The following is a 23,055-nucleotide window of genomic DNA, read 5'->3' as shown; positions in this document are numbered from 1 at the left end:
GGCCGCCCGGCCCACGGCCCCAGGATCTAGGCCCGTAGGTCGATCCTGATCCGGCCGGTCTCGCACCGGCCGCCCCACCCGATCAGGACGTCCGCGCCGACGGGTTCCACCGGTCCGCAGTAGCCGTCGAGCGTCCCGCTCCCGGACCGGTGGGCCAGGCCGGTGTCCGTGTTCCACAGGCTGAACCCGCCGGCGTTGGTCGCGACCACGCCCAGCCCGTCCACGAACTCCATCTCGCCCGCCAGGAGGGGGAAGGCGGCCGTGTGCACCGGCGGCTGGAAGTGTTCGGCCTCGTGGGCGGTCGCGACCCGCCCCCGGCCGTCGACCTCGTACAGGCGCCCCTCCCGGCCCTCCTCGATCGCGAGGAGCGCTCCGCCCTCCGGCCGGGCCGCCAGCCCGAGGTACATCCCGCCCACGTCCTCGACGTCCGGGAACTCGACCAGGGGCACGCTCGGGTCGCCGATCCGGAACCGCCCGGTGAACATCCGCTCGAACGTGGCACCGGCCAGGACGACCTCGTCGTCGACGGCCGCCAGGTCGAACACACGGAACAGCTCTCCGGCACCGGTCACGGAGACGGAGTCCCAGGCGTCGTCCGCTGGCGAGTACACCAGGAGATCGCCCCGGTAGCCGCCTCCACCGAAGACGACGTGGTCGCCCGCCACGGCCGCCGGTGCCAGGCGCCTCGCCTCCGGGGCGTCGGCGATCGGTTCCCAGGAGTCGGTTCCGGGGTCGTAGATCGCACCGTCCCTGGCCATGAGGCCGTCCCCGTCCCCGCCCCCCGAGTGCGTGGCCGTGGAACCGCCCCAGACGAGCACCCGCCCGTCCCCGAGGGCCACGGTGGTGTGACGGGTCCGCGGTGACAGGTCGACGTCCGCGATCACCCGCCAGGAATCGGTGTCCGGGGCGTAGACGGCACCGTCGGCGTGGAGGCTGCCCCGCTCCCCACCGCTCCCGCCCCACACGAACAGTTCCGTACCGGTCCACACGAGGCTGTGGTCCACGCGGGTGCCGAAGGGCGCCGGGGCCGGCTCTCCGACGGACACGCCCACATCCCACTCCCCGGTCTCGACCGCCGCGCAGCCGGTGGCCGCCAGGGTGGCCGTCGCCAGGCAGGTCGCGGCGAACACGGACCGGCCTGTGACGCGCATACGCTCGCTCCAGTCTTCGGTGGGAGGGATGATCGGAGGCAGGCGGACGCTACCAGGACCTCCGGGCACGTTCGGGCACGTTCGGGCAGCGGCCCCGCGCATCCCTCGGGCTTCAGTGCTTGAAGTGCACGAACAGCCGGCCGAAGTTCTTGGAGTCCTTGTCCACGCGGTGGTAGCGGGCCTTGATGTCCCTGCGGTCGAGGAAGCGCAGGACGCGCTTCTTCAACTGGCCCGACCCCTTGCCCGGGATGATCTCCACGGTCTTGGCCTTGGTGCGCTCGGCCTCGTCCATGATCTCGCTCAGGGCGCGGTCGATGTCCCGGCCCTTGTTGAAGATGTCGTGCAGGTCCAGCTTGAGCCGCATCGCTTCGCCTCCCGCGTCCGCTTGCCCCGGATGATACGGCCCCCGCGGTCACAACCGCAGCACGAACACCATCCGGTCCACGCCCGGTCCCTCGTAGTCGGGGTGCGGTCCCGTGACGGTGAAGCCGAACGCCCGGTGGAAGGCGATCGAGCGCTCGTTGACCGGGCCGCCCGGATCCGAACGTCGGTCATGAGAACTCCTGTCCTGCCGGGGGCCGCGCCCCGCGATCCTGCGGGCGCCCCCACCGTTCGGCGGCGAACGCCTCCCGGAAAGGCCGGCGCACCTCCTCGTCGCGGCCCAGTACCGCGAACACCACCTGTGCGAACACACCCTCGAACTCGCCGCGCAGGTGCTCCGCGAACGCCTCCGCCACCTCGGACGGACGGTTCGCGAACACCCCGCCCCCCCACGCTCCGAGCACCAGGCGCTCCACCCCCGCGTGGGCCGCCACCGCCAGGACGCCGCGCGCCCTCCCCACCAGCACGCCGGGGATCCGCTCCGCCTCGCCCGTCCTGTTCCGCTCGATCATCCGCCGGTTCGGCGCGGCACACGTCAGGAAGTCCGCCGACACCGGCCGTGTGAGCCACCCTCCCCGGTCGTCACGGAACACAGGAACGCCCGGTGAGTGGATCACCCGGTCGGTGTAGAGCAGACCGCGCTCGGCACGGTGGTGTTCGTAGAACTCCGGACACGCGGTCAACGAGGCGTACAGGGCGCTGGACCGCACGAGGCTCTCCTCCTGCGCACGAGCGCCGTTGGCCACGCCCCCGCCGGGGTTGCGCGCCGACGCGAAGTTCAGCGCGCCCACCCTCCCGGCCGCGCCGCCTCCCGCGTCAGTCCAAGCCCCGGCCTCCGCCTCGGGCCCCGCCTCGGCCGCCGCCCCGGACCCGGCCTCCTCGCCGGCCAGTCGGACGACGGCCGCCAGTGTGCTCTCCCCGGTGACCGCGAAACCGGTCGTCCGCCTCCGGGGGTCCGGCGGAGCCGACCGTTCCAGCTCCTCGGGCAGGTGGAGCCTGGTACCCGTGCGCATGGCCGCCATCGCGCCGGACAGGTCCACCGTGCGGTCCCCCACGGTGTACCGCTCCCGCTCGAAGGCCGTACGCGTCTCCCGCCACACCTGGCGCAACCTCTGGGACAAGGCCCTTCCCCCTCACTCGCGGAGCGCGAGCCTATCCGCGCACCGATCCGTCCGCACGGCCTTTTCCCGCCGAAAACACCTGGCCTCCCGCCCCGCGGCACGCCATCCTCGAACCATGAACCGAAAGGAACTCGTCCGCGCGTCCAAGTTCCTCGCGCGCGTCCTGCGCCACGACCCCGACCTGGGCGGGGTCCGCCTGGACCCGCAGGGGTGGACGGACGTCGACTCCCTGCTGCGCGGCTGCTCCCGGGCGGGGGTCCGCCTCACCCGCACGGCCCTGGAGGAGGTCGTCGCCACCAACGACAAGAGGCGGTTCGTCCTCAGCCCCGACGGCGCCCGCATCCGCGCACAGCAGGGCCACTCCGTGCGGGTCGACCTCGGCCTGGCACCGAGCCGGCCCCCGCGCCTGCTCTACCACGGCACCACGGGCCGCTTCCTGCCCGCCATCACGGCCGAGGGCCTGCTCCCCATGCGGCGCCACGACGTGCACCTGTCCCCGGACGAGGCCACGGCCCGCAGAGTCGGCTCCCGCCGGGGCGCCCCGGTCGTCCTCACCGTCGACGCCGGGCGCATGCACGACGACGGCCACGCCTTCCGGGTCACCGGCAACGGCGTCTGGCTCGTCCCGGCCGTCCCTCCGGAGTACCTCGGCGCCCCTACCGACCGCCGCGATCGGGCCTGACCGCCACGAAGACGGCCGTGCCCGGGATCATCCGCCCGCGGACGGGTCCCCATCCGCCCCACACCCGGTCGTGCCCCTCGGGCCACTCCGGTTCCACGAGGTCGCGCAGCACGAGTCCGGCTCCCGCGATCCCCCGCACCCAGTCGCCCACCGTGTGGTGGTGCTCCACGTAGAGCGCGTTGCCGTGGTCGTCCTCCTCGACGTACGCGCGCCGGTCGAAGTAGGACTGGTGCAGGGTGAACCCCTCCTCCGTGGGGTCGTCGGGGAAGCCCCACCGGACCGGGTGCGTCACGGAGAACACCAGGCGCCCGCCCGGCCGCAGCACACGGGCCGCCTCGGCCAGCGCGTCGTAGGCCGAGGGCACGAAGGGGAACGCCCCGAACGAGGAGAAGACCACGTCGAAGGAGGCGTCGGCGAACGGAAGCCGCTGGGCGTCGGCCTGCACGGCCGGCACCCGGTGTCCGGTCCGTTCGTCGATCCGGTGGGAGTGCCGCAGCTGGCGCAGGGACAGGTCGAATCCCACCACCTCGCGGGCGCCCTGGGCCCGCAGCCACCGGCCGCACTGGCCGGCCCCGCACCCGACCTCCAGGAACCGCGTCGCCGCCATGTCCTCGACCCCGAGCAGCCCCGCCTCGGCCTCGGTCAGTCCCTCCGGGCACCACACGAAGTCCGCGTCGCCGAGGAAGGCGCCGTGGTCGGCCTGGTAGGCGTCGGCCGCGCCGTCCCACCACCACCGACCGGCCCGCGCGCTCTCGTCCGCGTCCACCATCCGGCGCTCGACCCGGCCGGGCGCCGGGTAGGCGTCCGCGCCGTCCGCGGCCCCGGTCCGTTCGGCGCGCTCACTGTCGTCCGGCATGGGTCCCCTCGGGTGTCGCCGGGGCGCCCGAGGCGGCCGAACCGCCCGCGGCATCGGAACCGTCCGAGCCGCGCGCACCATCGGGATCCTCCGAGTCGTCCGTGTCGCCGGAGCCGCCCGCAGCATCGGGGTCCGTCGAGCCGTCCGTACCGCCCGAACCACCGGGGCGGTCGGAGCCGCCCGGCTCCCCTCCCTCCTCCTCGGCACGGGCGTCGCGCAGCTCGCGGCGCATGAGCACCACCCAGCCCACGACCGCCACGACCGAGAACACCCACCACTGCACGGCGTAGGACAGGCTCATCCCCGAGTCCACCTCCCGCAGCGCGATCCGCTCGGGCGCGGGGTCGGGCACCGGGTCCTGCTCGGTGAGTTCGACGTACCCGCCGAGGACGGGGTAGGGCAGCCGGTCGGCGAGCATGTCCACGTCCACGATCATGATCTGCCCCTCCGGCAGGCCGTCGCGGTTGGCGAGCCCGGTGTTCTCCTCGGTCTCGGTGAACTGGAGGCGCCCGGCGATCTCCACGGTGCCCTCCGGCGCCGGCGGCACGTCCGGCACGTCGAGCGCGGTGTCGCCCCGCATGATCCAGCCGCGGTTGACCAGGACGGCCGACCCGTCCTCGGTGACGAGCGGCGTCAGCACGTGGAAGCCGACACCGCGGGAGCCGTCGCGGTTGCGCAGCAGCAGTTCGTGCTCGGTGTCCCACGTGCCGCTCACCTCGACGGTGCGCCACCGGTCCCGAGGCGACACCTCCTCGCCGACCCCGGTGAGCTCCTCGACGGGGACCGGCTCCGCGGCCACGTTGTCCTGTTGCAGGCGCACGGACTCGCTGCGCGTCTCCCACCGGTCCAACTGCCAGAAGCCGAGCCGGACGAAGCTGGGCACGATCACCAGGACCAGCAGGTGGAAGGCGACCATGCGTCGCGAGAACAGGACTTTGAGCACGTCTTCGAGGTTATGAGACGCTCCCGGCCGCCCCGCACCGCCCCTGGCCCAGCGGGCGCGGCGCGCCCGGACACGCACGCGGCCACCGGTCTCCGGCCGCAGGCCCTCCGCGCACGCGAACGGGGCCGCCGGTCACCGGCGGCCCCGCACCGCGCGACGCTCGTGCCGCGCCGCTGTCGCGTTGCCTACTCCTGGTCGTCGGCCGGGACGTCCTCGGCCGCGGCGCTCCGGCGCTTGCGGGCGAAGTACAGCCCGGCGGCGCCGGCGCCGATCGCGGCCACACCGGCGGCGACCAGGCCGCCCAGGGCGCTACCGGTCAGGGCGAGCTGCTCGTCGGCCTGCGGCTCGGGGGTCGGACGCTCGTCGGCGGTGCTGGAGTCGTCGCCCTCCTCGCCGCCGTCCTCACCGGTGTCGGTGTCGTCGCCACCGTCGTCGCCGCCGTTGTCGCCCTCGTCGGTGTCCTCGTCGCGGTCCTGCTCCTTGTCGTCGTCCCCGCCGTCGTCACCGTCGTCACCGTCGTCGCCGTCGTCCCCGCCGTCGTCCTCGCCGTCAGAGATCGTCTCCAGGCAGGTCGCCTCGGCGAGTCCGAGGACCGACACCGCGTTGCCGCAGATGTCGACGGCGGCGTCGACCGGCACCACGACCTGGTTGCCGCTGGCCACACCGCCCGAACCGTCGGTGGACGGGCCGTCGGCCTCGTTCTCGGGCGAGGCCTGGATGACGTTGATGATCGTGGTGCACGTGGAGCTGGCGTTGCCCAGGATGGCGACCGAGTTGCCGCAGACGTTGAGCGCGACGTCGACCGGAACGACGATCTGGTTGCCGCTGGCGACACCGCCGGAGCCGCTGGTGGTCGCCGCTTCATCGGACCCGGACTCCTCCTCCAGGACCTCGACCACCTCCTCGCACTCGGCCTGGGACACCCCGCCCACACCCACGGCGTTGCCGCAGGCCTCCAGCGCGGCGTCGACGGGGACCACGATCTGGTTGCCGCTGGCCACGCCGCCCGAACCGTCGGTGGACGGGCCGCCCTGGCCGCTGCTCTCGTAGAGGACCTCGGAGACCTCGGTGCACTTCGCCTGCGAGATGCCCAGCACGGCGAGCGAGTTGCCGCACAGGTCGGCCTCGATGTCCGCCGGCACGACGACCTGGCTGCCGCTGGCCACACCGCCGGAGCCGTCGGTGGAGGTGTCGGCGAAGGCCGACGTGAGGGGAGCGACCACCAGCCCGGCGGTGAGGACCGTGGCGAAGGAGTAACGGAAGGTGTTGCGCATAGTGCTGTGGAGCCTTTCAGGGAAGACAGCCGGGTAGTCGGCGCCTGTGCGGGGCGTCGGTGGGGCCGCGGGTGCATCCGGTGGCCGCGTATCGCGGTGGCACTCGGCCTCGCACCCGAACGGCACGGCGGGTCCGTCACCCGGAAACGGCGAGACGGCGGGAAGACCCTTTCGGCGGCTCACGATGGGGTCATCCACCCGGTGAACCGCCGATGGACCGAAACGTTAGCAAGACACCGACGACGTGCCAGCCATTTCAGAAAATGACTCGCCGCAATGCCAGCACGATATGCGTACGACTGACTACTCAAAGACATTGAAGCAGTTCACAGGGTCATCAATAGCTACTCTGCGTCCTGAGATTAAAGCCCTACGTAGTTATATGGCCGAAAAAAATTCCGCGGAGCCCGCCCAAGGTCTACGAATTTGCTTCGTTCCACCGCCAGCCCCAAACCCCGCGAAGAAACGCCGGAGATTGACCGACAAAGGAGCGGCGCACCTTTTGCCGGAAAGGCCGCGAACGCGAAGAAACGCACCCTGACACGCCCGCCACCCGCCCCACCCTGGCCCGCCCCGATCCACTCAAGCCATCACCCTCCGTCACCACGGGCATCCTTCACAGAGACGGGTCGGCACACCGTCGACGGCTTCGGAGCCCCCACGACACCCGCGGCCGCCCTTCGCCGACCGCCGTCGGCCCCGCGTGGCCCCACATCGCCCTCCAGGGCGGCAACCCGGCATCCGCTACCCAAAGGGCGACAAAACCGCTGGTCAACAACACCTAACCTGGAACACTCGGCCGCGGACCCGCACGGCCGACCTCCGCACACCCTGACTTTCCGCACTAGACTGATTACGAAAAGTAGTCAACCGACAGAAGGTCGGAGCCCGCACGCCATTCGTCCGACCACGACGGCCAACCGGAGCGACCGAGCACGCGTCCTAACCCTGAGACACGAACGAGGACCCCGCTCGCCGTTTCCCCCGCCCGCACTGGAGCACGCATGCAGCCCGTAGGAACCCCGACCCCCCGCCGCGGCATCCCCCTCAGCACCGGGAGCGCCGCACTCGCACTCGTCCTGCTCGTCACCGCCTGCTCCTCCGGCGAGGACCCCGCGGACGAGGCCGTCGGGGCGGTGTCGCCCGAGGAGTCCTCCTCGGCGCCCGAGACGCAGCCGAGCGAACCCGCCGAGACGGGCGAGCCGTTCACCATCGCCTTCGGCGGCGACACCATGTTCGACGGGGTCCTGGAGTCACGCCTGAACGACCCGGCCACCGCGCTCGACCCCATCTCGGAACAGCTCTCCGCCGCCGACCTGGCCATGGTCAACCTGGAGACGGCGGTGACCGAGGGCGGCACCCCCGCACCCGGCAAGGCGTTCCTGTTCCGCGCCCCCGCCACCGCGCTGGAGGCGCTGGACGCGGCGGGCGTCGACGTGGCCAGCGTCGCCAACAACCACGGCATGGACTACGGGACCGACGGCCTGAACGACACCCTCGACAACGGCGATGCCTCGCCCGTCACCCTGGTCGGCGCCGGACGCGACGCGGACGAGGCCTACACGCCGCACATCGCCGAGGTGAACGGCCAGACCGTGGCCATGTTCGGCGCCACCGACGTGATGGACGACCACCTCATGGCCGAGTGGACCGCGGGCGAGGGCAAGCCGGGCCTGGCCTCCACCAAGAACGAGATGAAGGACCGGATGCTCACGGCGGTCTCCGAGGCCGCCGCCGAGGCCGACAACGTCGTCGTGTTCCTGCACTGGGGCCTGGAGGGCTCGCACTGCCCCCTCCCGCACGCCCCCACCCTGGCCGACGAGCTGGTCGAGGCCGGCGCCACCGCGGTGGTCGGCGGCCACGCCCACGTGCTCTCCCCGGGCGGGTTCAGCGGTGACTCCTACGTGCACTACGGCCTGGGCAACTTCGTCTTCTACAACTTCAACGGGCCCACCGCCGAGACCGGCGTGCTCACCCTGACCTTCGACCAGGGCCGCGTGACCGAGTCCGACTGGGCCCCCGCGCAGATCCAGGGCGGCGTGCCGGTCCCCTACGAGGGCGAGGCGGCCGACCGGGCGCACCAGACGTGGGTGGACATGCGCACCGAGTGCGGTCTCCCGCTCACCGACTCCCCCGCCTAGGCACACGGGGCACCCGTCGCCCGCACAGCGGGGCCGACGGGTGCCCGCGCCGCCCGCCGGGGCCCGCCCCGACACGGCGAAGCCCGCGCCGGGCCCGCCGCCCACCGAGTGCCCGCGCCGGCCCGCCCGCGCCTACAGCACGGGAGCCACACCGTACCGGGCCGCGACCGTGTCGATCTCCGCCAGCAGCGCCCGGCGCCGGGCCGCCCCCAGGTAGGAGGCCCGCACACCGTTGGCGGCCAACCGCACCAGGTCGTCCGCGCCCAGCCCCATCCGGTGCGCGGCCAGGTACTCCTGGCCCAGGTCGCTGCCGAACATGGTCGGGTCGTCGCTGTTGAGGGTCACGAACAGGCCCGCGTCCAGCATGCGCGGCAGCGGGTGCTCCGCCAGGTCGGCCACGGCGCGGGTGCACAGGTTCGAGGTGGGGCTCACGTCCACCGGGACCTGTTCCGTCACCAGGCGGTCCACCAGGGCGTCGTCCTTCATGGAGTCGATGCCGTGCCCGATCCGCTCCGCCGCGAGCACGTCCAGGGCCTCGCGCACCCGCTCCGGCCCGCCGTGCTCCCCGGCGTGCGGCAGACTCGCCAGTCCGGCGGCGCGCGCCCGCCCGAAGACGTCCGCGTACTGGCCCAGCGGGGTCTCCACCCCGCCCACCCCGAAGCCGACCACGCTCGGCGGGCCGTCCGCCAGCACCGCCTCGACGGTCGCCTCGGCGCACTCCACCCCGAAGTCGGCGGGGAAGTCCGGGATCCAGCGCAGCTGGATGCCGTGCTCGCGCTCGGCGTCCATCCGCGCCCGCTCGATACCGTCGAAGACCACCCGGGCCGGGACACCGCGCATCAGGTGCGCGTACAGGCTGACGTGCAGCTCGGCGTAGCGCACGTTCTGGGCGGCCAGCCTCCGGGCCACCACCGACGCCAGGAGGGCGAAGTCCTCCTCCTCGCGCAGCGTGCCCACCGAGGCCAGGTACACCTCGACGAAGTGCGGGAAGTCGGTGAACGCGTACCACTCGCGCAGCTTCTCCAGGGTGTCCGGCAGCTCCCGCACTCCGTGCCGCCCGGCCAGTTCGAACAGGGTCTCGGCCGGCATGGACCCCTCCAGGTGGACGTGCAGCTCCACCTTCGGCAGGTCCCGGACGAGTGCTTCGACGCCCGTGAGGGCGGGATCGGTCTCCATGGCGCGAGACTACGCGCGCCCGCCCCCGCTCCCAACCCCTCGCGCGGCAAGCTCACACCGGCCGGTCAGAAAGCCCGCACCCGGTACGCCGCGGGTGTCCCCGCCGACGACGACCGGCACGCGGCCGGCCCCCGCGCGGCTCCCTCGGGGGCCGGCCCCGTCGGCACGGGCACAACGAACACCGGCACAACGAAAGTGGGGGATACCGCCCCCGAAGCGATCACCCAAGGCCGTGGGCGCCGGGGGTGCCCCCGCCGTACGTTGGCGGGCATGAGCTTCCAGACGCCCGCCGCCCCGACCGACCCGCCCCGCCCCGGGCCGTTCCGGATCACCCGCGCTCGGTTCACCCTCCACGCCCAGCGCCGCCCCGCCGCCCACGCCCTCTACGGTGCGGGCGCCGCCGGACTGGTCGGCGCCGCCCTCATCGTGCTGGCCGCCGCCCCGGGCCCGACCGCTCCCGGGACCCCTGTGTGGACGATCGCCGTCGTCCCGTCCGCCGGGCTCGTGGCCGTCCTGGTGGTGGGCGCCCTCCTGTACCTGTCGGCCCGGGGCCTGCCGGACACCGGCACCAGCCGCCCCGAGGTCTACGCCGCCGCCGGGCTCCAGGCGCGCACCGGGCTGCTGGGGCCCGACCCCGAGATCAACCGGGCGGCCCGGCGGATGAGCGACCACCTCGTACGGGCGTGCAGCCCGGGCTACGTGTTGGCGCCGCTGGTGCCGGTCGCGGCGGTCGTCTCCGTGCCGACCCTCACCGAGATCGCCGGCCCCGGCTTCGAGCCGCTGATGCTCACCCAGCTGACGCCACCGGCCCTGCTGGTGGCCGCCATGATCGCCCTGTTCTTCCACGCGCGGAGCCGGCAGGCCCGGCTGAAGCGCTTCCGTGCCGACTACGACCGGCACGCGGCCGGTCCCGCCCCCACGGAGTGAGGACGGGACCCGCGCCGGAGCCGGAGCCGGAACCGAGGACTCGGGTCACACGGACGGGTGCGCCCCGTCGACCCGGCGGGGCACGCCCAGCGGGTTGTCGTCGCGCAGCACCGCCGGCAGCAGGGACTGCGGGACCGACTGGTAGGTGACCGGACGCAGGAAGCGGCGGATCGCCGTGGTGCCCACGGACGTGTGCAGGGGCGCGGTGGTCGCCGGGTAGGGGCCGCCGTGCGTCATCGCGTGCGTGACGGCGACGCCGGTCGGCCAGCCGTTCCAGACCACGCGCCCGGCCACGGACGCGCCCAGGGCCAGCAGCGCGGGGGCCACCGCGTCGTCCTCCTCGCCGTGGACGGTGACGGTGAGCTGGCCCTTGAGCACACCCGAGGCCTCCAGCAGGCGCCGCTCGTCGGCGTAGGTCACCACGAGCGTCGCGGGGCCGAAGCACTCCTCCAGCAGGGTGTCGGCGTTCTCCAGCAGGGAGTCGAGGTCGGTACGCAGCAGCGAGGGCGACCAGCCCTCGTCGGTCCGGCGGCCCCGCACCAGCACCTCGGTGGCCGGGTGGTCCACGAGCCCGCCCAGCACGCGGTCGAAACCCTGGGCCACCCGGTCGTTGAGCAGCGAGGACGCGCCGCGCTCGGCGAAGTCCGCCACGAGGGCGTCGAGCTTGGCGTCCTCGGGCAGGAAGACGACCCCGGGCTTGGTGCAGAACTGCCCCGCCCCCATGTTGGCGGACTCGGCGTAGCCCTGGAGGACCTCGTCGCCGCGCGCGCCCATGGCGGCGCGGGTGACGAACACGGGGTTCACGCTGCCGAGCTCGCCGTAGAACGGAATCGGGTCCGGACGCGAGGCGGCCAGGTCGAACAGGGCCCGCCCGCCGGGGATGGAGCCGGTGAAGCCGACGGCCCGGGTGAGCGGGTGCAGGACGGCCGCGCGCCCGGCCTCCACACCGTGGACGAGGCCGAACGTGCCCTCGGGGGCACCGGCCCCCGCGAGCGCGTCGACGACGATCTCGGCCGTGCGCCGGGCCAGCTTCGGGTGCCCGGGGTGCGCCTTGGCCACGACGGGGCAGCCGGCGGCCAGGGCCGAGGCGGTGTCGCCGCCCGCGGTGGCGAAGGCGAAGGGGAAGTTGCTGGCGCCGAACACCACGACCGGGCCGAGCGGGACCAGGACGCGGCGTACGTCCGGGCGGGGCGTGCCCCACTCCGGGTCCGCCGGGTCCACGGCCACCTCCAGGTAGGAGCCGTCCCGGAGCAGCTCGGCGAACTCGCGCAGCTGGAAGGTGGTGCGGCCGAGCTCGCCGCGGCAGCGCGCCTCCGGGTAGTGGGCCTCCTCCATCGCCAGGGGGACGAGCTCGTCGGCGGCCGCGTCCAGGGCGGTCGCGACGGCCTCCAGGAGCGCGGCGCGCTCGCTCGGCGCGAGGCCGGCCAGCAGCGGCGCGGCGGCGGACGCCCGGGTGAGGGCGGCGTCGAGTTCTTCCGGCGTGGTGTCGGGCGGGACGGTGGTCATGCCTCATCCTCCTGGGACGTGTGTGCACTGCCTCGGGCACGATCCAACCATGCCACGCCCCGCTTTGGAAAGCGCTATCCAACCGGGCGGCCCACACCCCCGCCCTCCACGGAGGCCGATGCGAAAGCCCGGATCAGGGCCCTACCGGTACCCGGGGCGACCGCTTCCGGAACGAAACTGGAATTTCCCCGGAACCAGGTGAATCCGGAAAGGCATCATAGGTGGTGTGACGACAAACTCCCGAAGCACAACGCCCCCACGGCCCCGGCGGTCCACAGGCGCGACGGACGGGCCCGACGTGTCACGCGACAGCCGCGGGCCCGCCGGCACCGCACAGGACGAACTCGCCTTCGCCCAGGCGCCGCTCCGCCGCCTGCCCGCCCAACAGCGCAGCATGCTGCGGGTCCAGCGCATGCTCGACTGCTGCGCCGACCTCCTCGACGAGGTCGGCTACGACAACCTCTCCACCACCCGCATCGCCGAACGCGCAGGCGTCGCCATCGGGTCCGTCTACCAGTTCTTCCCGGACAAGAAGGCCATCACCCAGGCCCTCGGCCTGCGCTACCTGGATCAGTTCAGCGCCCGCGTCACCGAACGCCTGGCCGACGCCTCCTTCACGCACTGGACCGGTGCCGTCGACACCGTCATCGACGAGTACATCGACATGCACCGCAACGTGCCCGGCTTCCGCAGCCTGCACTTCGGCGACATCGTCGACACCCGGCTGCTCAACGGAGGGGCCGAGAACAACCGCGTCATCTCCGTGCGCCTGCGCAGAATCATCGTTTCCGTCACAGGCATCCCCGATGATGATCAACTGGACCGGGCGGTCAACGTGGCCGTCGAGGCGGCCGACGCCGTCCTCAAGCTCGCCTTCCGCGACGACGCCGAAGGCGACCCCGACCTCATCACCGAGGCCAAACGCCTGGTCAGCAGTTACCTGTCCAACTACTCCGTACGAACCGGAGGCGACCATCCTTGGTAGCCGACGCAAGCGCCCTCACCCGACCCGTCACCGGAACCGCGGCCGGGGTCCCCTACCTCGCCCTGCCGCCCGCCGACGGCCGGGTCCCCGCACCCCTCGTCCTGGGACTGCACGCCTTCGAGCCGCCGCGCAGTGAGTCGGCGCTCGCCGGGGCCGTCCCCATGGCCCCGCTCCCCGCCTGGCGCGTCTTCCTCGGCCTGCCAATGTTCGGCGCACGCCTGCCCGAGGGCGGCGTCACCGAGGTCAACCGGCTCGGTGAACGCGACTACCTGGTCGAACTCTTCGGACCCGTGGTCGAGCAGGCCGCGGCCGAACTCCGCCGCGTCACCGCCGAACTGCGCGCCGCCTTCCCCGTCACCGACGACCCCGTCGGCCTGGTCGGTGTCGGCGCCGGCGCCTCCGCCGCGCTCCTGGCCCTGGCCGACGACGCCCTGCCCGTGCGGGCCGCCGCCGTCATCAACCCCGTCGTCGACCCCGCCCTGGTCATCGCCGCCCGCGAGCAGCGCAGCGGAACCCCCTACACCTGGACCGAACAAGCCCGACAGGTGCGCGGCTGGCTGGACTTCACCGCCCGCGCCGACGAGATCGCCCGGAACCGGGTCCCCCTCCTCGTCGTCACCGGACGCCAGGACCCCGTCGTCCCGCCCCAGCACGGCCAGGCCCTGCACGACGCCCTGGGCGGTGCCAGGGCCGACCACGGCGACGAGCATGCACTCCGTCACATCGTGGTTCCGGATCTGGCCCACGCGATCGGACCGGAACCGGGACTCGAACCCGGACCGCTCACCCCGGCCGGCGTCCTCACCGACCGCGCCCTGACCGAGTGGTTCCACCTCCACCTCACGTCTTCCGCCCAGGTCCAGGCGACCGCGGACGCCTGATCAGCCCCCTGGCCGCCCGCTGTTCGCACCACGGCCCCGTGCGACACCCATCGTTCACCGCGCGCACGGCGCGACCTCTCCCGGTATCCGTCTGGCCGACGCCGCCGCGACAGTTGGTGCGCGTTCCATGGGATCATCCAGGGGCGGCCGCAACCGCGGTCCACCTGACCGTTTCGACTCATCCTTCAGGAGGGCGAACCACGTGACGGAACCGGCACCGGTCTTTGCCAGCGGGGTCGACAACGAGCGGTTGAACGCGCAGCTGCGCTTCCTTCTGGAGGCGGACAAACTCAAGCGCGTCCTGCGGCGGAACCTGCTGGTGGACGGCTCGCGCCGGGAGAACTCGGCCGAGCACTCCTGGCACCTGGCCCTGTCCGCCCGCACCTTCGCCGAGTACGCGCCCGAGGGCACCGACATCGACCGCGTCACCGAGATGCTGGTGGTCCACGACATCGTGGAGATCGACGCCGGGGACACCTTCGTCTTCGACCAGGTCAACGCCGAGACCCAGGCCGAGCGCGAACGCGCCGCGGCCGACCGCCTCTTCCCCCTGCTGCCCGAGGACCAGGCCGCCCGCGCCCGCGAGCTGTGGGAGGAGTTCGAGGCCGGGGCCACCCCCGAGGCCCGCTTCGCCCGGGCCGTCGACCGCCTCGCGCCGATGCTCGCCAACTGGCACAACGAGGGCGGCACCTGGCTGCGGTTCGGCGTCACCCGCACCGAGGTCATGGCGAAGGTCAAACTGATCTCCGAGGGCTCCGAGGCCCTGGGCTCGTACGCGACCGCGCTCGTCGACGACGCCGACCGGCGCGGGTACTTCCGGAACTGACCGGTCAGATCCGGCCGAGGAGCAGCTGCACGGCCGCGGTCAGGCCCACGACCACCACGCACAGGCGCAGGGCCGCCGGGCTCATCCTGCGGCCGAAGCGCGCCCCGAGGTAGCCGCCGACGATGGTGCCGACCGCGATCAGTCCGACCACCGGCCACGAGGGCTCGGCGAGCACGATGTAGAACACCGCGGCCGTGCTGTTGACGATCGTGGTCATGACGTTCTTGAGCGCGTTGATCCGCTGCAGGCCGTCATCGAGCGCCGTGCCCAGGAAGCTCAGCAGGATGATGCCCTGGGCCGCGGCGAAGTAGCCGCCGTAGGTACCGGTCACGTACGCGCCGAGCGGCATCAGCGGGCCGCCGTTGGGCTTCGCCGGCTTGCGCGAGCGCGCCCACCGGGCGATGCGCGGTTGCAGCAGGATCAGCACACAGGCGAAGCCGATCATGTACGGCACGACGGTCTCGAACACGTCGGCCGGCAGGTAGACCAGCAGCAGGGCGCCCGTGACCGCCCCCAGGAAGGACATCGACCCCAACCGCAGGATCCGCCCGCGCTGGCCCGACAGCTCCCGGCGGTAGGCGATGGTGCCGCTGAGCGTGCCCGGCGCCAGACCGATGCTGTTGGAGATGGTCGCGGTGAGGGGCGGGTACCCGAGCGCCAGAAGGACCGGGAACGTGAACAGCGTTCCCGACCCGGCGATGGCGTTGATGCCGCCGGCCGCCACTCCCGCGAGGAGAACGGCGACTGCCTCCCAGAGTTCCATGTCCGTCCGATCCGGCCCCTGCTCCGCCCCGACGATCGGGACCCGTTCAGCCTACGAGAGCGGCCCCGCCGACCCCCGAAGCGGGTCGCGTGACCCACGGCACAGCAGCAGGCCCGCCCGCGGAGCGTTCCGCGGGCGGGCCGGTGCGTGAGCTAGGGGAGGTTGACGACCTCGCTGCGCAGCCGGTCGAAGGCACCGCCCAGCCCCTGGAGCGCCGAACCCATCTCCGCGGGCACGATCCACACCTTGTTCGCGTCGCCCTGCGCGATCTCGGGCAGCTTCTGCAGGTAGTGGTAGGCGAGCACGTCCGGGTCGACCCGGCTCGTGTGCAGGGCCTTGAACACCATGTGGATGGAGTCGGCCTCACCGCGCGCCCGCGTCGTCTGGGCCTGGGCGTCCGCCTTGGCCGTGAGCGCCTGCGCCTCCGCCGCGCCCTCGGCCCGCAGCACGGCGGCGGTGCGCTCACCCTCGGCACGCAGCACCGCGGACTGCTTCTCGCCCTCCGCACTGAGCAACTGCGCGCGCTTCTCCCGATCGGCGCGCATCTGCATCTCCATCGCCTCCTGCACGGAGGACGGCGGCTCGATGCCCTTGAGCTCGATCCGGCTGATCTCGATGCCCCAGTCGCGGGTGGCCTCGTCGAGCACCGACTTCAACTCGCGGTTGATCTGGTCACGCGAGGTGAGGGTGCCCTCCAGGTTCATCCCGCCGATGACGTTGCGCAGGGTGGCCAGGGTCAGCTGCTCGACCGCCTGGATGAAGTTGGCGACCTCGTAGGTGGCCCGGTAGGCGTCGACCACGCGGATGTAGACGGCGGAGTCGACCTCCACCGCGAGGTTGTCCTCGGTGATCGCCGACTGCGGGGGGAAACTGACCACCTGCACGCGTCGGTCGATGCGCTCGCGCACCTGGTCGACGCCGGGGATGACGACGTTGAAACCGGAACTCAGGGTTCGGTGGAACTTACCGAAACGCTCGACCACGTCCTCCATCGAGTGGGGGACGATGCGGACGCTCCTCCAGAAGATGATCAACAGAACGGCGACGAAAAGCGCGACGATGATGATCATGGTCATGGGGCCACCCCGTTCTCGGCGCGTGGGGTGGGGTTCTGCAGCGGCATCTGGGCGGCTCCGGATCTCCTGACAGGGTGGCAGGCGGGCGCGGGCACGGACTGCGCGCTGACGGCCCCGCCCACCCGATCGATCATCAAGCGCGCTGAAATGGAGCGGTCCGCTCAACGATCGATGACGCTACCCCATATCCGCCCCGGCGGACTACATCCGGACAGAAATCCAAATTCCGGACTCTAGCTTTTCACCAATACCGCAACCCTTTATGCCGGTTCGGTCGCTCTCGTCGCCACGAACAGCTGTCCGGGCCGTAGGCCGTCCGGCGGGCGGAACGCCTCAGCCGGTGAACGGTTCGAGGACGGACCGGCCCCACACCACGAAGAGCAGCAGGACGAGATAGGCCAGGTCCACGGCCATGAGGCGGAACTCGCGGCGCCGGACCCGCGTGACCGCCGCGCCCACCATGATCATCGCCAGCCCCACCGCGGCCAGCGGCACCAGGACCGGCGCGACACCGGTCACGGCGGGCAGGACCAGACCCGCCCCGCCCAGCACCTCCAGCGCCCCGATGGCCTTCACACCGCCGGCGCTCCAGTCCTCGACCCACCTCGCGCTGGGCCCGAAGGCGGCGATCCTCTCCTTCGGCACGATCAGCTTGCCGGCACCCCCGAACACGTAGGCGGCGGCCAGCAGCCCGGTCACGATCCACAGAGCGAGGTTCATCGGGATTCCCCCTGACATCGGCGGCGGTGTGCGCCCCGGACAGGGACGGCGTCAGTGCCCGCCCCGGCCGGGAACGACCGTTCGCCCATCAGACGCCGGCCACCGCCGTGCTGTGACGGCCCCCGTCCAGCACGCCCCGGCCGGGCCGAACCCCCGCGGTCCACCGGACCGCGCGAGCCCCCTCAGGTCACACCGCCCGCGCCGACCAGCGGTCCCCGTCGCGCTCCACCTTCAACGGCAGGCCGAAGGTCTCCGACAGCACGTCCGCCGTCATCACCTCGTCCAGCGGCCCGGCCGCGACGACCCCGCCCTCGCGCAACAGCAGCCCGTGCGTGAAGCCCTCCGGGATCTCCTCGACGTGGTGCGAGACGATCACCAGCGAGGGCGCGTCCTCGTTGCGGGCCAGGTTGCCCAGCCGCCGCACCAGGTCCTCGCGGCCGCCCACGTCCAGCCCCGCGGCCGGCTCGTCCAGGAGCAGCAGCTCGGGGTCGGCCATCAGCGCCCGCGCGATGAGCACGCGCTTGCGCTCGCCCTCGGAGAGCGTGTGGAACCTGCGGTCGGCGAACTCGGCGACACCCCAGTGCCCCAGCAGCGCGCGGGCGCGACCGTAGTCCGGGTTCCCGTACTCCTCCCGGAAGCGACCGAGATAGCCGTAAGCGGCGCTGACGACGATGTCGAGCACGGTCGTCCCCGGCTCGATGCGCCCCGCGACGGACGCTCCCGCGTAGCCGATCAGCGGACGCAGCTCGAACACGTCGACCCGGCCCAACCGCTCGCCCAGGATGTCGACCTGCCCCGTGGTGGGGAACAACTGGCTGGCGGCCACGTTGAGGAGTGTGGTCTTCCCCGCACCGTTCGGGCCGAGGATCACCCACCGCTCACCCTCGGCGACCGACCAGTCCACACTGTTCAGCAGATGCGCGCTGCCGCGCCGCACCGTGACCCCGTTCAGGCCCAGAACCCGCCCGTCCATCGTCCTCCTCCTCGTCACGTCCCACGCCGGTGCACGGGCCGCCCTACCCTGTAGCAATGCATCACACGTCCGCACCGCTCGTCGCCTGGGGCAACGCCTGGCTGTCCGGCCACGTCGGACTGGACGACGCCGTCGACGCCGTCGAACGCCGCAGCGGCCCCAACCTGATCGGGACAGTACCCCCAGGAGACCTGCCCTTCGACAGCGGCGTACCGCTGCGCACGGCCCTGGTCCGCCTCGGCGGGATGGGGTTGTCCGTGTTCCGGCTCGCGCTGCCCGCCCAGGGCGATCCCCTCGGGCTGGTGGGCCCGAAGGAGCTGAACCAGGCGGCCCTGCACGCCCAGGAGGGGGTCCTGGTGCGCCTCGCCGACCGACAGGTGGGCCTGGTGCCCGCCATCGATCGGCGTGGCTCATCCTACGTCGGCGTCTCCTGGACGCCGTATCCGGCGAACGACGCGCTTCCGCAGGTACCCGATCTGGCCGAGGCCGAACAGCGGCTCAAACTCACCCTGCTCGAAGTGACCCGGACGCTGGAGGACGTCGACGACATCGCCGGATTCACCCCCGGCGTGCACGACCGGGTGGGCGCGCTCGGCGAGCGCGAGGCGCCGCCCCTGGCCTCCGGCTACCCGCCGCGCGCCCACCGGGTGGCCGCGCAGGCGACCCGGCTCTCGCGCGTGGTGGAACTGGCCGAGCCGAACTCCGGCCGCGGGCTCACCGCCCAGCAGGCCGCGGCGCGCACGAAGGCGCTCCGCGAACTCGACATGGCCGTGCGGCGCGCCCAGGTGGCCGCCCACGCCGCCATCACGACGTCCGCCCCCGGGAATCCGGGCCGCTGAGACCCGCACCGGCACCCCCTGCATCCCCGGCGGCACCGGCGGCACCGCGACGGCGCCCGGCCGCGACGTGGACGAGGCGGGCCGCGACGACCGCCACGCAGGACAGGGCGGTCAAAAGGAGCGCGATCCAGAACGACGTGAAGAGGTAGGGCACCTGGAACCACGCCACGTCCCTGCCCCCGAACAGCCGGCCGACGACCTCGTGCAGGACCGCCAGTAGCAGCGGCGGGGCGGCGTAGGGCAGCAGGCGGGCCGACACGGCCCACCACGGCCGTCCCGTGCGCGCGAGCGCCCAGACGCGCGCACGACGCACCCCGCGCCAGGCGAGCGGCACGGCCGCGGCGCCCAGGGCGAGCAGGACGGCGTCCAGGGCCGACGCCGCCGTGCCCGTCGGCGGGGCCGGCGCGCTTCCGGAGTCGATCAGGTCCACGAGCGCGGCGGCCAGGGGACCGGCACCGGCCACGGAGCCCCCGGCATTGGCCATGACCGCCACACCGTGGCCGCTCTCGGGCAGCAGGGCCTGGTGTGCCGTGGCGGTGAGCAGGTCCCCTCCGTGCTCGACGACCGGCGCTCCCGAGGAGGTCTCGTCCAGCGACCAGCCCAGGGCGTAGGAACCGGAGACCCGGGAGGGGCTGTGCAGGGACCGCACACCCTCCGCGGACAGTACGCGGGTGCCATCGGGCCCCCGCCCGCCGTTCGTGTTGGCGACCAGCCACGCACCCATGTCGGCGGCCGTACTGACGACCCCGCCCGAGCCGTTCCCGAACCCCCGGGGCTCGTCCGCCGCGAACGCGCGGCCGAGGAGCAGGACGTGGCCGCGCGCGCTCGGCGGCAGGTCCAGGTCCGTGTCGATGGTGGTGCTGTCGTCCATGCCCAGCGGAGCGAAGACCCGCTCGGCCAGGTGGTCGGCGAAGGATCGGCCGCCGACCACCTCCACCAGGCGCGCGGCGACCTGGAAGTTGGGGTTGTGGTACTCCCAGCGCGTCCCGGGCTCGGCGGCCAGACGGACGTCGCGCAGGTCCGCCACGGACTGGCGCAGGGTGAGAGTACTGCGGCCCCGGCTGTAGGAGGCGAACTCGGTGTCGGACATACCGGAGGTCTGGTCGAGCAGCCGGCGCACGGTGATCCGGTCCGCGCGGGGATCGGCCATCGTGAACTCGGGCAGGTGCTCCCGTACGGGGTCGTCCAGGGCGAGGGCACCGGCCTCGGCCAGCTGGACGACCGCGAGCGCGGTGACCGACTTGCTCAGGGAGGCCACGGCCATGGGGGTGTGCTCGGTGACGGGCTCGCCCCCGGGGGTCTCGCCGTACCCGCGGGCGTGCACGACCTCGGTTCCGTGGGTCAGGACCACCGCCGCGCCGGGCAGGCCGGTGGCCTCCCGGTACTCCTCCACCAGGGCGTCGACGGCGGCGGGGGAAGGGGTCCGGGGCCCCTCGGTCCGCGGCGCCCCGGCGGCGGCCGGGACCGCGTGCGCGCACACCAGCGCGAGGGCGCCCAGGAGGCAGAGGACGAAGTGCGCCCGGCGACGCCCGGGCTGCGGGGCTGGAGTCATCCGGCCACGCTAGGACGGCGCCCGGACGGCCACCATGGTGCGGACCGCACGGCCGGCCTGGGGCCCGCACCCGGGCGGGGCCCTCCGGGGCCGTCCCGGAGTCCCGCGTCCACGTGAGCGGGAGCGTCCCCGGGTCGGGGAGAATCAGGTCTCCGGGTCGTACCAGGGTCGATACCTGATCCCCTCGGGCGCCGACGAGCCGATACTGGAAGAGTGGCAGGTCGGGACCCCGACCGCCCGGATGGAACGAGGAGACCAGTCATCATGCAGCCCGAGCACATCCGAGCCTCCGACGCGGACCGGGACAAGGTGGCCGAGCGCCTTCGGGAGGCCCTGGCCGAGGGCCGTCTGTCTCCGGTGGAGCATGAGGAGCGACTGGACGGCCTGTACAAGGCCAAGACCATCGGCGAGCTGTCGCCCCTGGTCGCCGACCTGCCGACGGGCGGGTTCGACTACGCGGCGATGGAGCAGCGCTCCGGAGCCCCCAGCGGCATGGAGATCCTCGGCAGCGAGGCCCGCGACCTCGCAGGCCAGAGCAAGGGGTCGGAGAACCTGGTCGCCGTCTTCGGCGGCGCCGAACGCAAGGGCCGGTGGCTGGTCGAGCCGCGCACGAACGTGTCCGTGCTGTGCGGCGGGGTCGACCTGGACCTGCGCGAGGCGGTCCTGAGCACGCGCGAGGTCACCATCCAGTTGGCCGTCATCCTCGGCGGAGTCAGCATCGTCGTGCCCCACGGCGTCCGCGTGATCAACAACACGTCCGCGATTCTCGGCGGAGCCGACGTCCACGGAACGGACCAGCTCACGGACCCGAACGCGCCGGTCGTGCGGCTGACGGGCACGTGCATGCTCGGCGGGATCGACATCAAGGCCAAGGGTCCCCGCCGGAAGAAGCGGAACAAGCGCGACAAGTGACACGGTCAGACGGCCGTACGGTGACCTGAAGCGCACCCCGGCCTGTCCACATAGTGAACTACCTGCGAAAACGGGCGGCCCTGCACGACGGGCCCCAAGAGCGGCCGAGTACCGTGGGTGGCGCCATGAATGATGACTCCACGCTGTTGGTGACCGTGACGGGCCGCGACCGTCCCGGCATCAGTGCGCGCCTCCTGAACACGCTCTCCGTCTTCCCGGTGACCATCGTCGACCTCGAACAGGTCGTCCTCGCCGGTCGGCTGGTCCTGGGCACCGTGATCGACGTCGACGAACGGGTCGCTCCCGGCGTGAGCCGTCACCGGGTCTTCGACGAGGTCCGCAGCGCGCTCGACAAGGTCGCCATCGACCTCGACATGGAGGTCGAGTACGGACGGGGCAACGGCCGGGTGACCGAGTCCGGCACCGGCCGTCTGCACGTCACCGTGCTCGCCGACCCTCTGCGCCCCGGCGCCCTGGGCGCGCTCACCTCGTGCGTGGCGCGCGCCGGCGCGAACATCGACCGGATCGAGCGCCTGTCCAGCTACCCCGTGACCTCCGTGGAGATGGAGATCTCCGGTGGCGGCGCGGCCGGCGACGCCGCCCAGCTCCGTGCCGAACTGGCGATGGAGGCCTCCACGCAGTCCGTGGACGTGGCCGTCCAGCCCAGCGGACTGCACCGGCGCGGAAAGCACCTGATCGTCATGGACGTGGACTCCACCCTGATCCAGGGCGAGGTCATCGAGCTCCTGGCCGCCCACGCGGGCTGCGAGGCCGAGGTCGCGAAGGTGACCGAGGAGGCCATGCGCGGCGAACTCGACTTCGAGGAGTCCCTGAGGGCCCGGGTCGCGCTGCTCAACGGCCTCGACGCCTCGGCGATCGATCGCGTGCGCGAGGAGATCCAGCTGACCCCCGGCGCCCGGACCCTGGTCCGCACGCTCAAGCGGCTGGGCTACGAGTGCGGGATCGTGAGCGGTGGCTTCACGCAGATCACCGACGTCCTCGTGGACCGGCTCGGGCTGGACTACTCGGCCGCCAACACGCTGGAGATCGTCGACGGCAAGCTGACCGGCGGACTGATCGGCCCGATCGTCGACCGCAAGGGCAAGGCCACGACCCTCCAGCAGTTCGCCGAACAGGCGGGCGTCCCGCTGTCGCAGACCGTCGCCATCGGGGACGGCGCCAACGACCTCGACATGCTCCAGACCGCGGGGCTCGGTGTCGCGTTCAACGCCAAGCCGGTCGTGCGCGAGCAGGCCGACACGTCGGTGAACGTGCCCTACCTGGACACCATCGCCTTCATCCTCGGCATCACCCGCGAGGAGATCGAAGCGGCCGACCTCCACGCCGCCGACACCGGGAACTGATCCTGG

22 protein-coding genes and 1 pseudogene are annotated in these 23,055 nt (G+C 72.7%); 9 read left to right on the top strand and 14 right to left on the bottom strand.

Going from position 1 to position 23,055, the window contains the following annotated elements:
• Nucleotides 1-26: 26 nt before the first annotated feature.
• The 4 genes and pseudogenes from HNR10_RS16655 to HNR10_RS16645 form a co-directional block, all read right to left on the bottom strand.
• Entirely contained in the window at nucleotides 27-1,151 is a 1,125-nt protein-coding gene (locus HNR10_RS16655; RefSeq protein ID WP_179824613.1) for a Kelch repeat-containing protein, read from the bottom strand.
• Nucleotides 1,152-1,263: 112 nt separating this feature from the next.
• On the bottom strand, nucleotides 1,264-1,515 hold the full coding sequence (locus HNR10_RS16650) for a Smr/MutS family protein (RefSeq protein ID WP_179824612.1): 252 nt from the start codon (nucleotides 1,513-1,515) through the stop codon (nucleotides 1,264-1,266).
• Nucleotides 1,516-1,563: 48 nt separating this feature from the next.
• Nucleotides 1,564-1,680: pseudogene (locus HNR10_RS31270) on the bottom strand (GNAT family N-acetyltransferase); the annotation flags it as partial.
• A gap of 22 nt (nucleotides 1,681-1,702) precedes the next feature.
• Nucleotides 1,703-2,653: a TIGR02452 family protein gene (locus HNR10_RS16645; RefSeq protein ID WP_179824611.1), complete on the bottom strand. Its 951-nt coding sequence runs from the start codon at nucleotides 2,651-2,653 to the stop codon at nucleotides 1,703-1,705.
• Nucleotides 2,654-2,768: 115 nt separating this feature from the next.
• Between HNR10_RS16645 and HNR10_RS16640 the strand changes: the two genes are divergently transcribed.
• On the top strand, nucleotides 2,769-3,335 hold the full coding sequence (locus tag HNR10_RS16640; protein WP_179824610.1) for an RNA 2'-phosphotransferase: 567 nt from the start codon (nucleotides 2,769-2,771) through the stop codon (nucleotides 3,333-3,335).
• Here the strand turns inward: HNR10_RS16640 and HNR10_RS16635 are convergent.
• From HNR10_RS16635 to HNR10_RS16625, 3 genes are all read right to left on the bottom strand, one after another.
• Nucleotides 3,310-4,191: a class I SAM-dependent methyltransferase gene (locus tag HNR10_RS16635; protein WP_179824609.1), complete on the bottom strand. Its 882-nt coding sequence runs from the start codon at nucleotides 4,189-4,191 to the stop codon at nucleotides 3,310-3,312. The genes HNR10_RS16640 and HNR10_RS16635 overlap by 26 nt on opposite strands.
• Entirely contained in the window at nucleotides 4,175-5,134 is a 960-nt protein-coding gene (locus tag HNR10_RS16630; RefSeq protein ID WP_312889302.1) for an SURF1 family cytochrome oxidase biogenesis protein, read from the bottom strand. The genes HNR10_RS16635 and HNR10_RS16630 overlap by 17 nt, the downstream gene beginning before the upstream one ends.
• A 185-nt stretch (nucleotides 5,135-5,319) precedes the next feature.
• Entirely contained in the window at nucleotides 5,320-6,408 is a 1,089-nt protein-coding gene (locus tag HNR10_RS16625; protein WP_179824607.1) for a chaplin, read from the bottom strand.
• 1,004 nt (nucleotides 6,409-7,412) lie between these two features.
• Here HNR10_RS16625 and HNR10_RS16620 point away from each other — a divergent pair.
• A complete protein-coding gene (locus HNR10_RS16620) occupies nucleotides 7,413-8,549 on the top strand; it encodes a CapA family protein (protein WP_179824605.1) in 1,137 nt (378 codons plus the stop codon).
• A gap of 132 nt (nucleotides 8,550-8,681) precedes the next feature.
• Here HNR10_RS16620 and add read toward each other — a convergent pair whose 3' ends face one another.
• Nucleotides 8,682-9,725, bottom strand: coding sequence for an adenosine deaminase (gene add / locus HNR10_RS16615; protein WP_179824603.1), 1,044 nt, complete (start codon nucleotides 9,723-9,725; stop codon nucleotides 8,682-8,684).
• A gap of 270 nt (nucleotides 9,726-9,995) precedes the next feature.
• Between add and HNR10_RS16610 the strand changes: the two genes are divergently transcribed.
• Nucleotides 9,996-10,652, top strand: coding sequence for a hypothetical protein (locus HNR10_RS16610; RefSeq protein ID WP_179824601.1), 657 nt, complete (start codon nucleotides 9,996-9,998; stop codon nucleotides 10,650-10,652).
• A gap of 45 nt (nucleotides 10,653-10,697) precedes the next feature.
• Here the strand turns inward: HNR10_RS16610 and HNR10_RS16605 are convergent, their stop codons facing one another.
• The gene (locus HNR10_RS16605; RefSeq protein WP_179824599.1) at nucleotides 10,698-12,158 is read right to left on the bottom strand and encodes an aldehyde dehydrogenase (NADP(+)); all 1,461 of its coding nucleotides are present in this window, start codon (nucleotides 12,156-12,158) and stop codon (nucleotides 10,698-10,700) included.
• A gap of 394 nt (nucleotides 12,159-12,552) precedes the next feature.
• Here HNR10_RS16605 and HNR10_RS16600 point away from each other — a divergent pair, with 394 nt between their 5' ends.
• From HNR10_RS16600 to HNR10_RS16590, 3 genes are all read left to right on the top strand, one after another.
• On the top strand, nucleotides 12,553-13,143 hold the full coding sequence (locus tag HNR10_RS16600; protein WP_179829781.1) for a TetR/AcrR family transcriptional regulator: 591 nt from the start codon (nucleotides 12,553-12,555) through the stop codon (nucleotides 13,141-13,143).
• A complete protein-coding gene (locus HNR10_RS16595) occupies nucleotides 13,137-14,024 on the top strand; it encodes an alpha/beta hydrolase family protein (protein WP_179824597.1) in 888 nt (295 codons plus the stop codon). Before HNR10_RS16600 ends, HNR10_RS16595 begins: the two co-directional genes overlap by 7 nt.
• 202 nt (nucleotides 14,025-14,226) lie before the next feature.
• Nucleotides 14,227-14,850 carry an HD domain-containing protein gene (locus tag HNR10_RS16590; protein WP_179824595.1) on the top strand — a complete coding sequence of 208 codons (624 nt, stop codon included), beginning with the start codon at nucleotides 14,227-14,229 and terminating at the stop codon, nucleotides 14,848-14,850.
• 4 nt (nucleotides 14,851-14,854) lie between these two features.
• Here HNR10_RS16590 and HNR10_RS16585 read toward each other — a convergent pair whose 3' ends face one another.
• From HNR10_RS16585 to HNR10_RS16570, 4 genes are all read right to left on the bottom strand, one after another.
• Entirely contained in the window at nucleotides 14,855-15,613 is a 759-nt protein-coding gene (locus HNR10_RS16585; RefSeq protein ID WP_179824593.1) for a sulfite exporter TauE/SafE family protein, read from the bottom strand.
• A gap of 152 nt (nucleotides 15,614-15,765) precedes the next feature.
• Entirely contained in the window at nucleotides 15,766-16,689 is a 924-nt protein-coding gene (locus HNR10_RS16580) for an SPFH domain-containing protein (protein WP_179824591.1), read from the bottom strand.
• 333 nt (nucleotides 16,690-17,022) lie between these two features.
• Nucleotides 17,023-17,409: a DoxX family protein gene (locus HNR10_RS16575; protein WP_179824590.1), complete on the bottom strand. Its 387-nt coding sequence runs from the start codon at nucleotides 17,407-17,409 to the stop codon at nucleotides 17,023-17,025.
• Between the two features lie 187 nt (nucleotides 17,410-17,596).
• Nucleotides 17,597-18,382, bottom strand: a complete 786-nt coding sequence (locus HNR10_RS16570) for an ABC transporter ATP-binding protein (protein WP_179824589.1) — start codon at nucleotides 18,380-18,382, stop codon at nucleotides 17,597-17,599.
• 56 nt (nucleotides 18,383-18,438) lie between these two features.
• On the opposite strand from HNR10_RS16570, the gene HNR10_RS16565 reads away from it, so the two are divergent.
• Nucleotides 18,439-19,221 (top strand): hypothetical protein, encoded by a 783-nt coding sequence (locus HNR10_RS16565; RefSeq protein ID WP_179824588.1) that lies wholly within the window; start codon nucleotides 18,439-18,441, stop codon nucleotides 19,219-19,221.
• Here HNR10_RS16565 and HNR10_RS16560 read toward each other — a convergent pair.
• On the bottom strand, nucleotides 19,187-20,773 hold the full coding sequence (locus tag HNR10_RS16560) for a serine hydrolase domain-containing protein (protein ID WP_179824587.1): 1,587 nt from the start codon (nucleotides 20,771-20,773) through the stop codon (nucleotides 19,187-19,189). The genes HNR10_RS16565 and HNR10_RS16560 overlap by 35 nt on opposite strands.
• Before the next feature lie 264 nt (nucleotides 20,774-21,037).
• On the opposite strand from HNR10_RS16560, the gene HNR10_RS16555 reads away from it, so the two are divergent.
• Together HNR10_RS16555 and serB are read left to right on the top strand one after the other, a co-directional pair.
• Nucleotides 21,038-21,685: a DUF1707 SHOCT-like domain-containing protein gene (locus tag HNR10_RS16555; protein WP_179824586.1), complete on the top strand. Its 648-nt coding sequence runs from the start codon at nucleotides 21,038-21,040 to the stop codon at nucleotides 21,683-21,685.
• Nucleotides 21,686-21,810: 125 nt separating this feature from the next.
• Nucleotides 21,811-23,049, top strand: coding sequence for a phosphoserine phosphatase SerB (serB, locus tag HNR10_RS16550; RefSeq protein ID WP_179824584.1), 1,239 nt, complete (start codon nucleotides 21,811-21,813; stop codon nucleotides 23,047-23,049).
• Nucleotides 23,050-23,055: the final 6 nt, after the last annotated feature.

This window comes from Nocardiopsis aegyptia (genome assembly GCF_013410755.1).
In the GTDB taxonomy this organism is placed as follows: Bacteria; Actinomycetota; Actinomycetes; order Streptosporangiales; family Streptosporangiaceae; genus Nocardiopsis; species Nocardiopsis aegyptia.
This window is presented reverse-complemented; position numbering and strand designations above follow the sequence as displayed.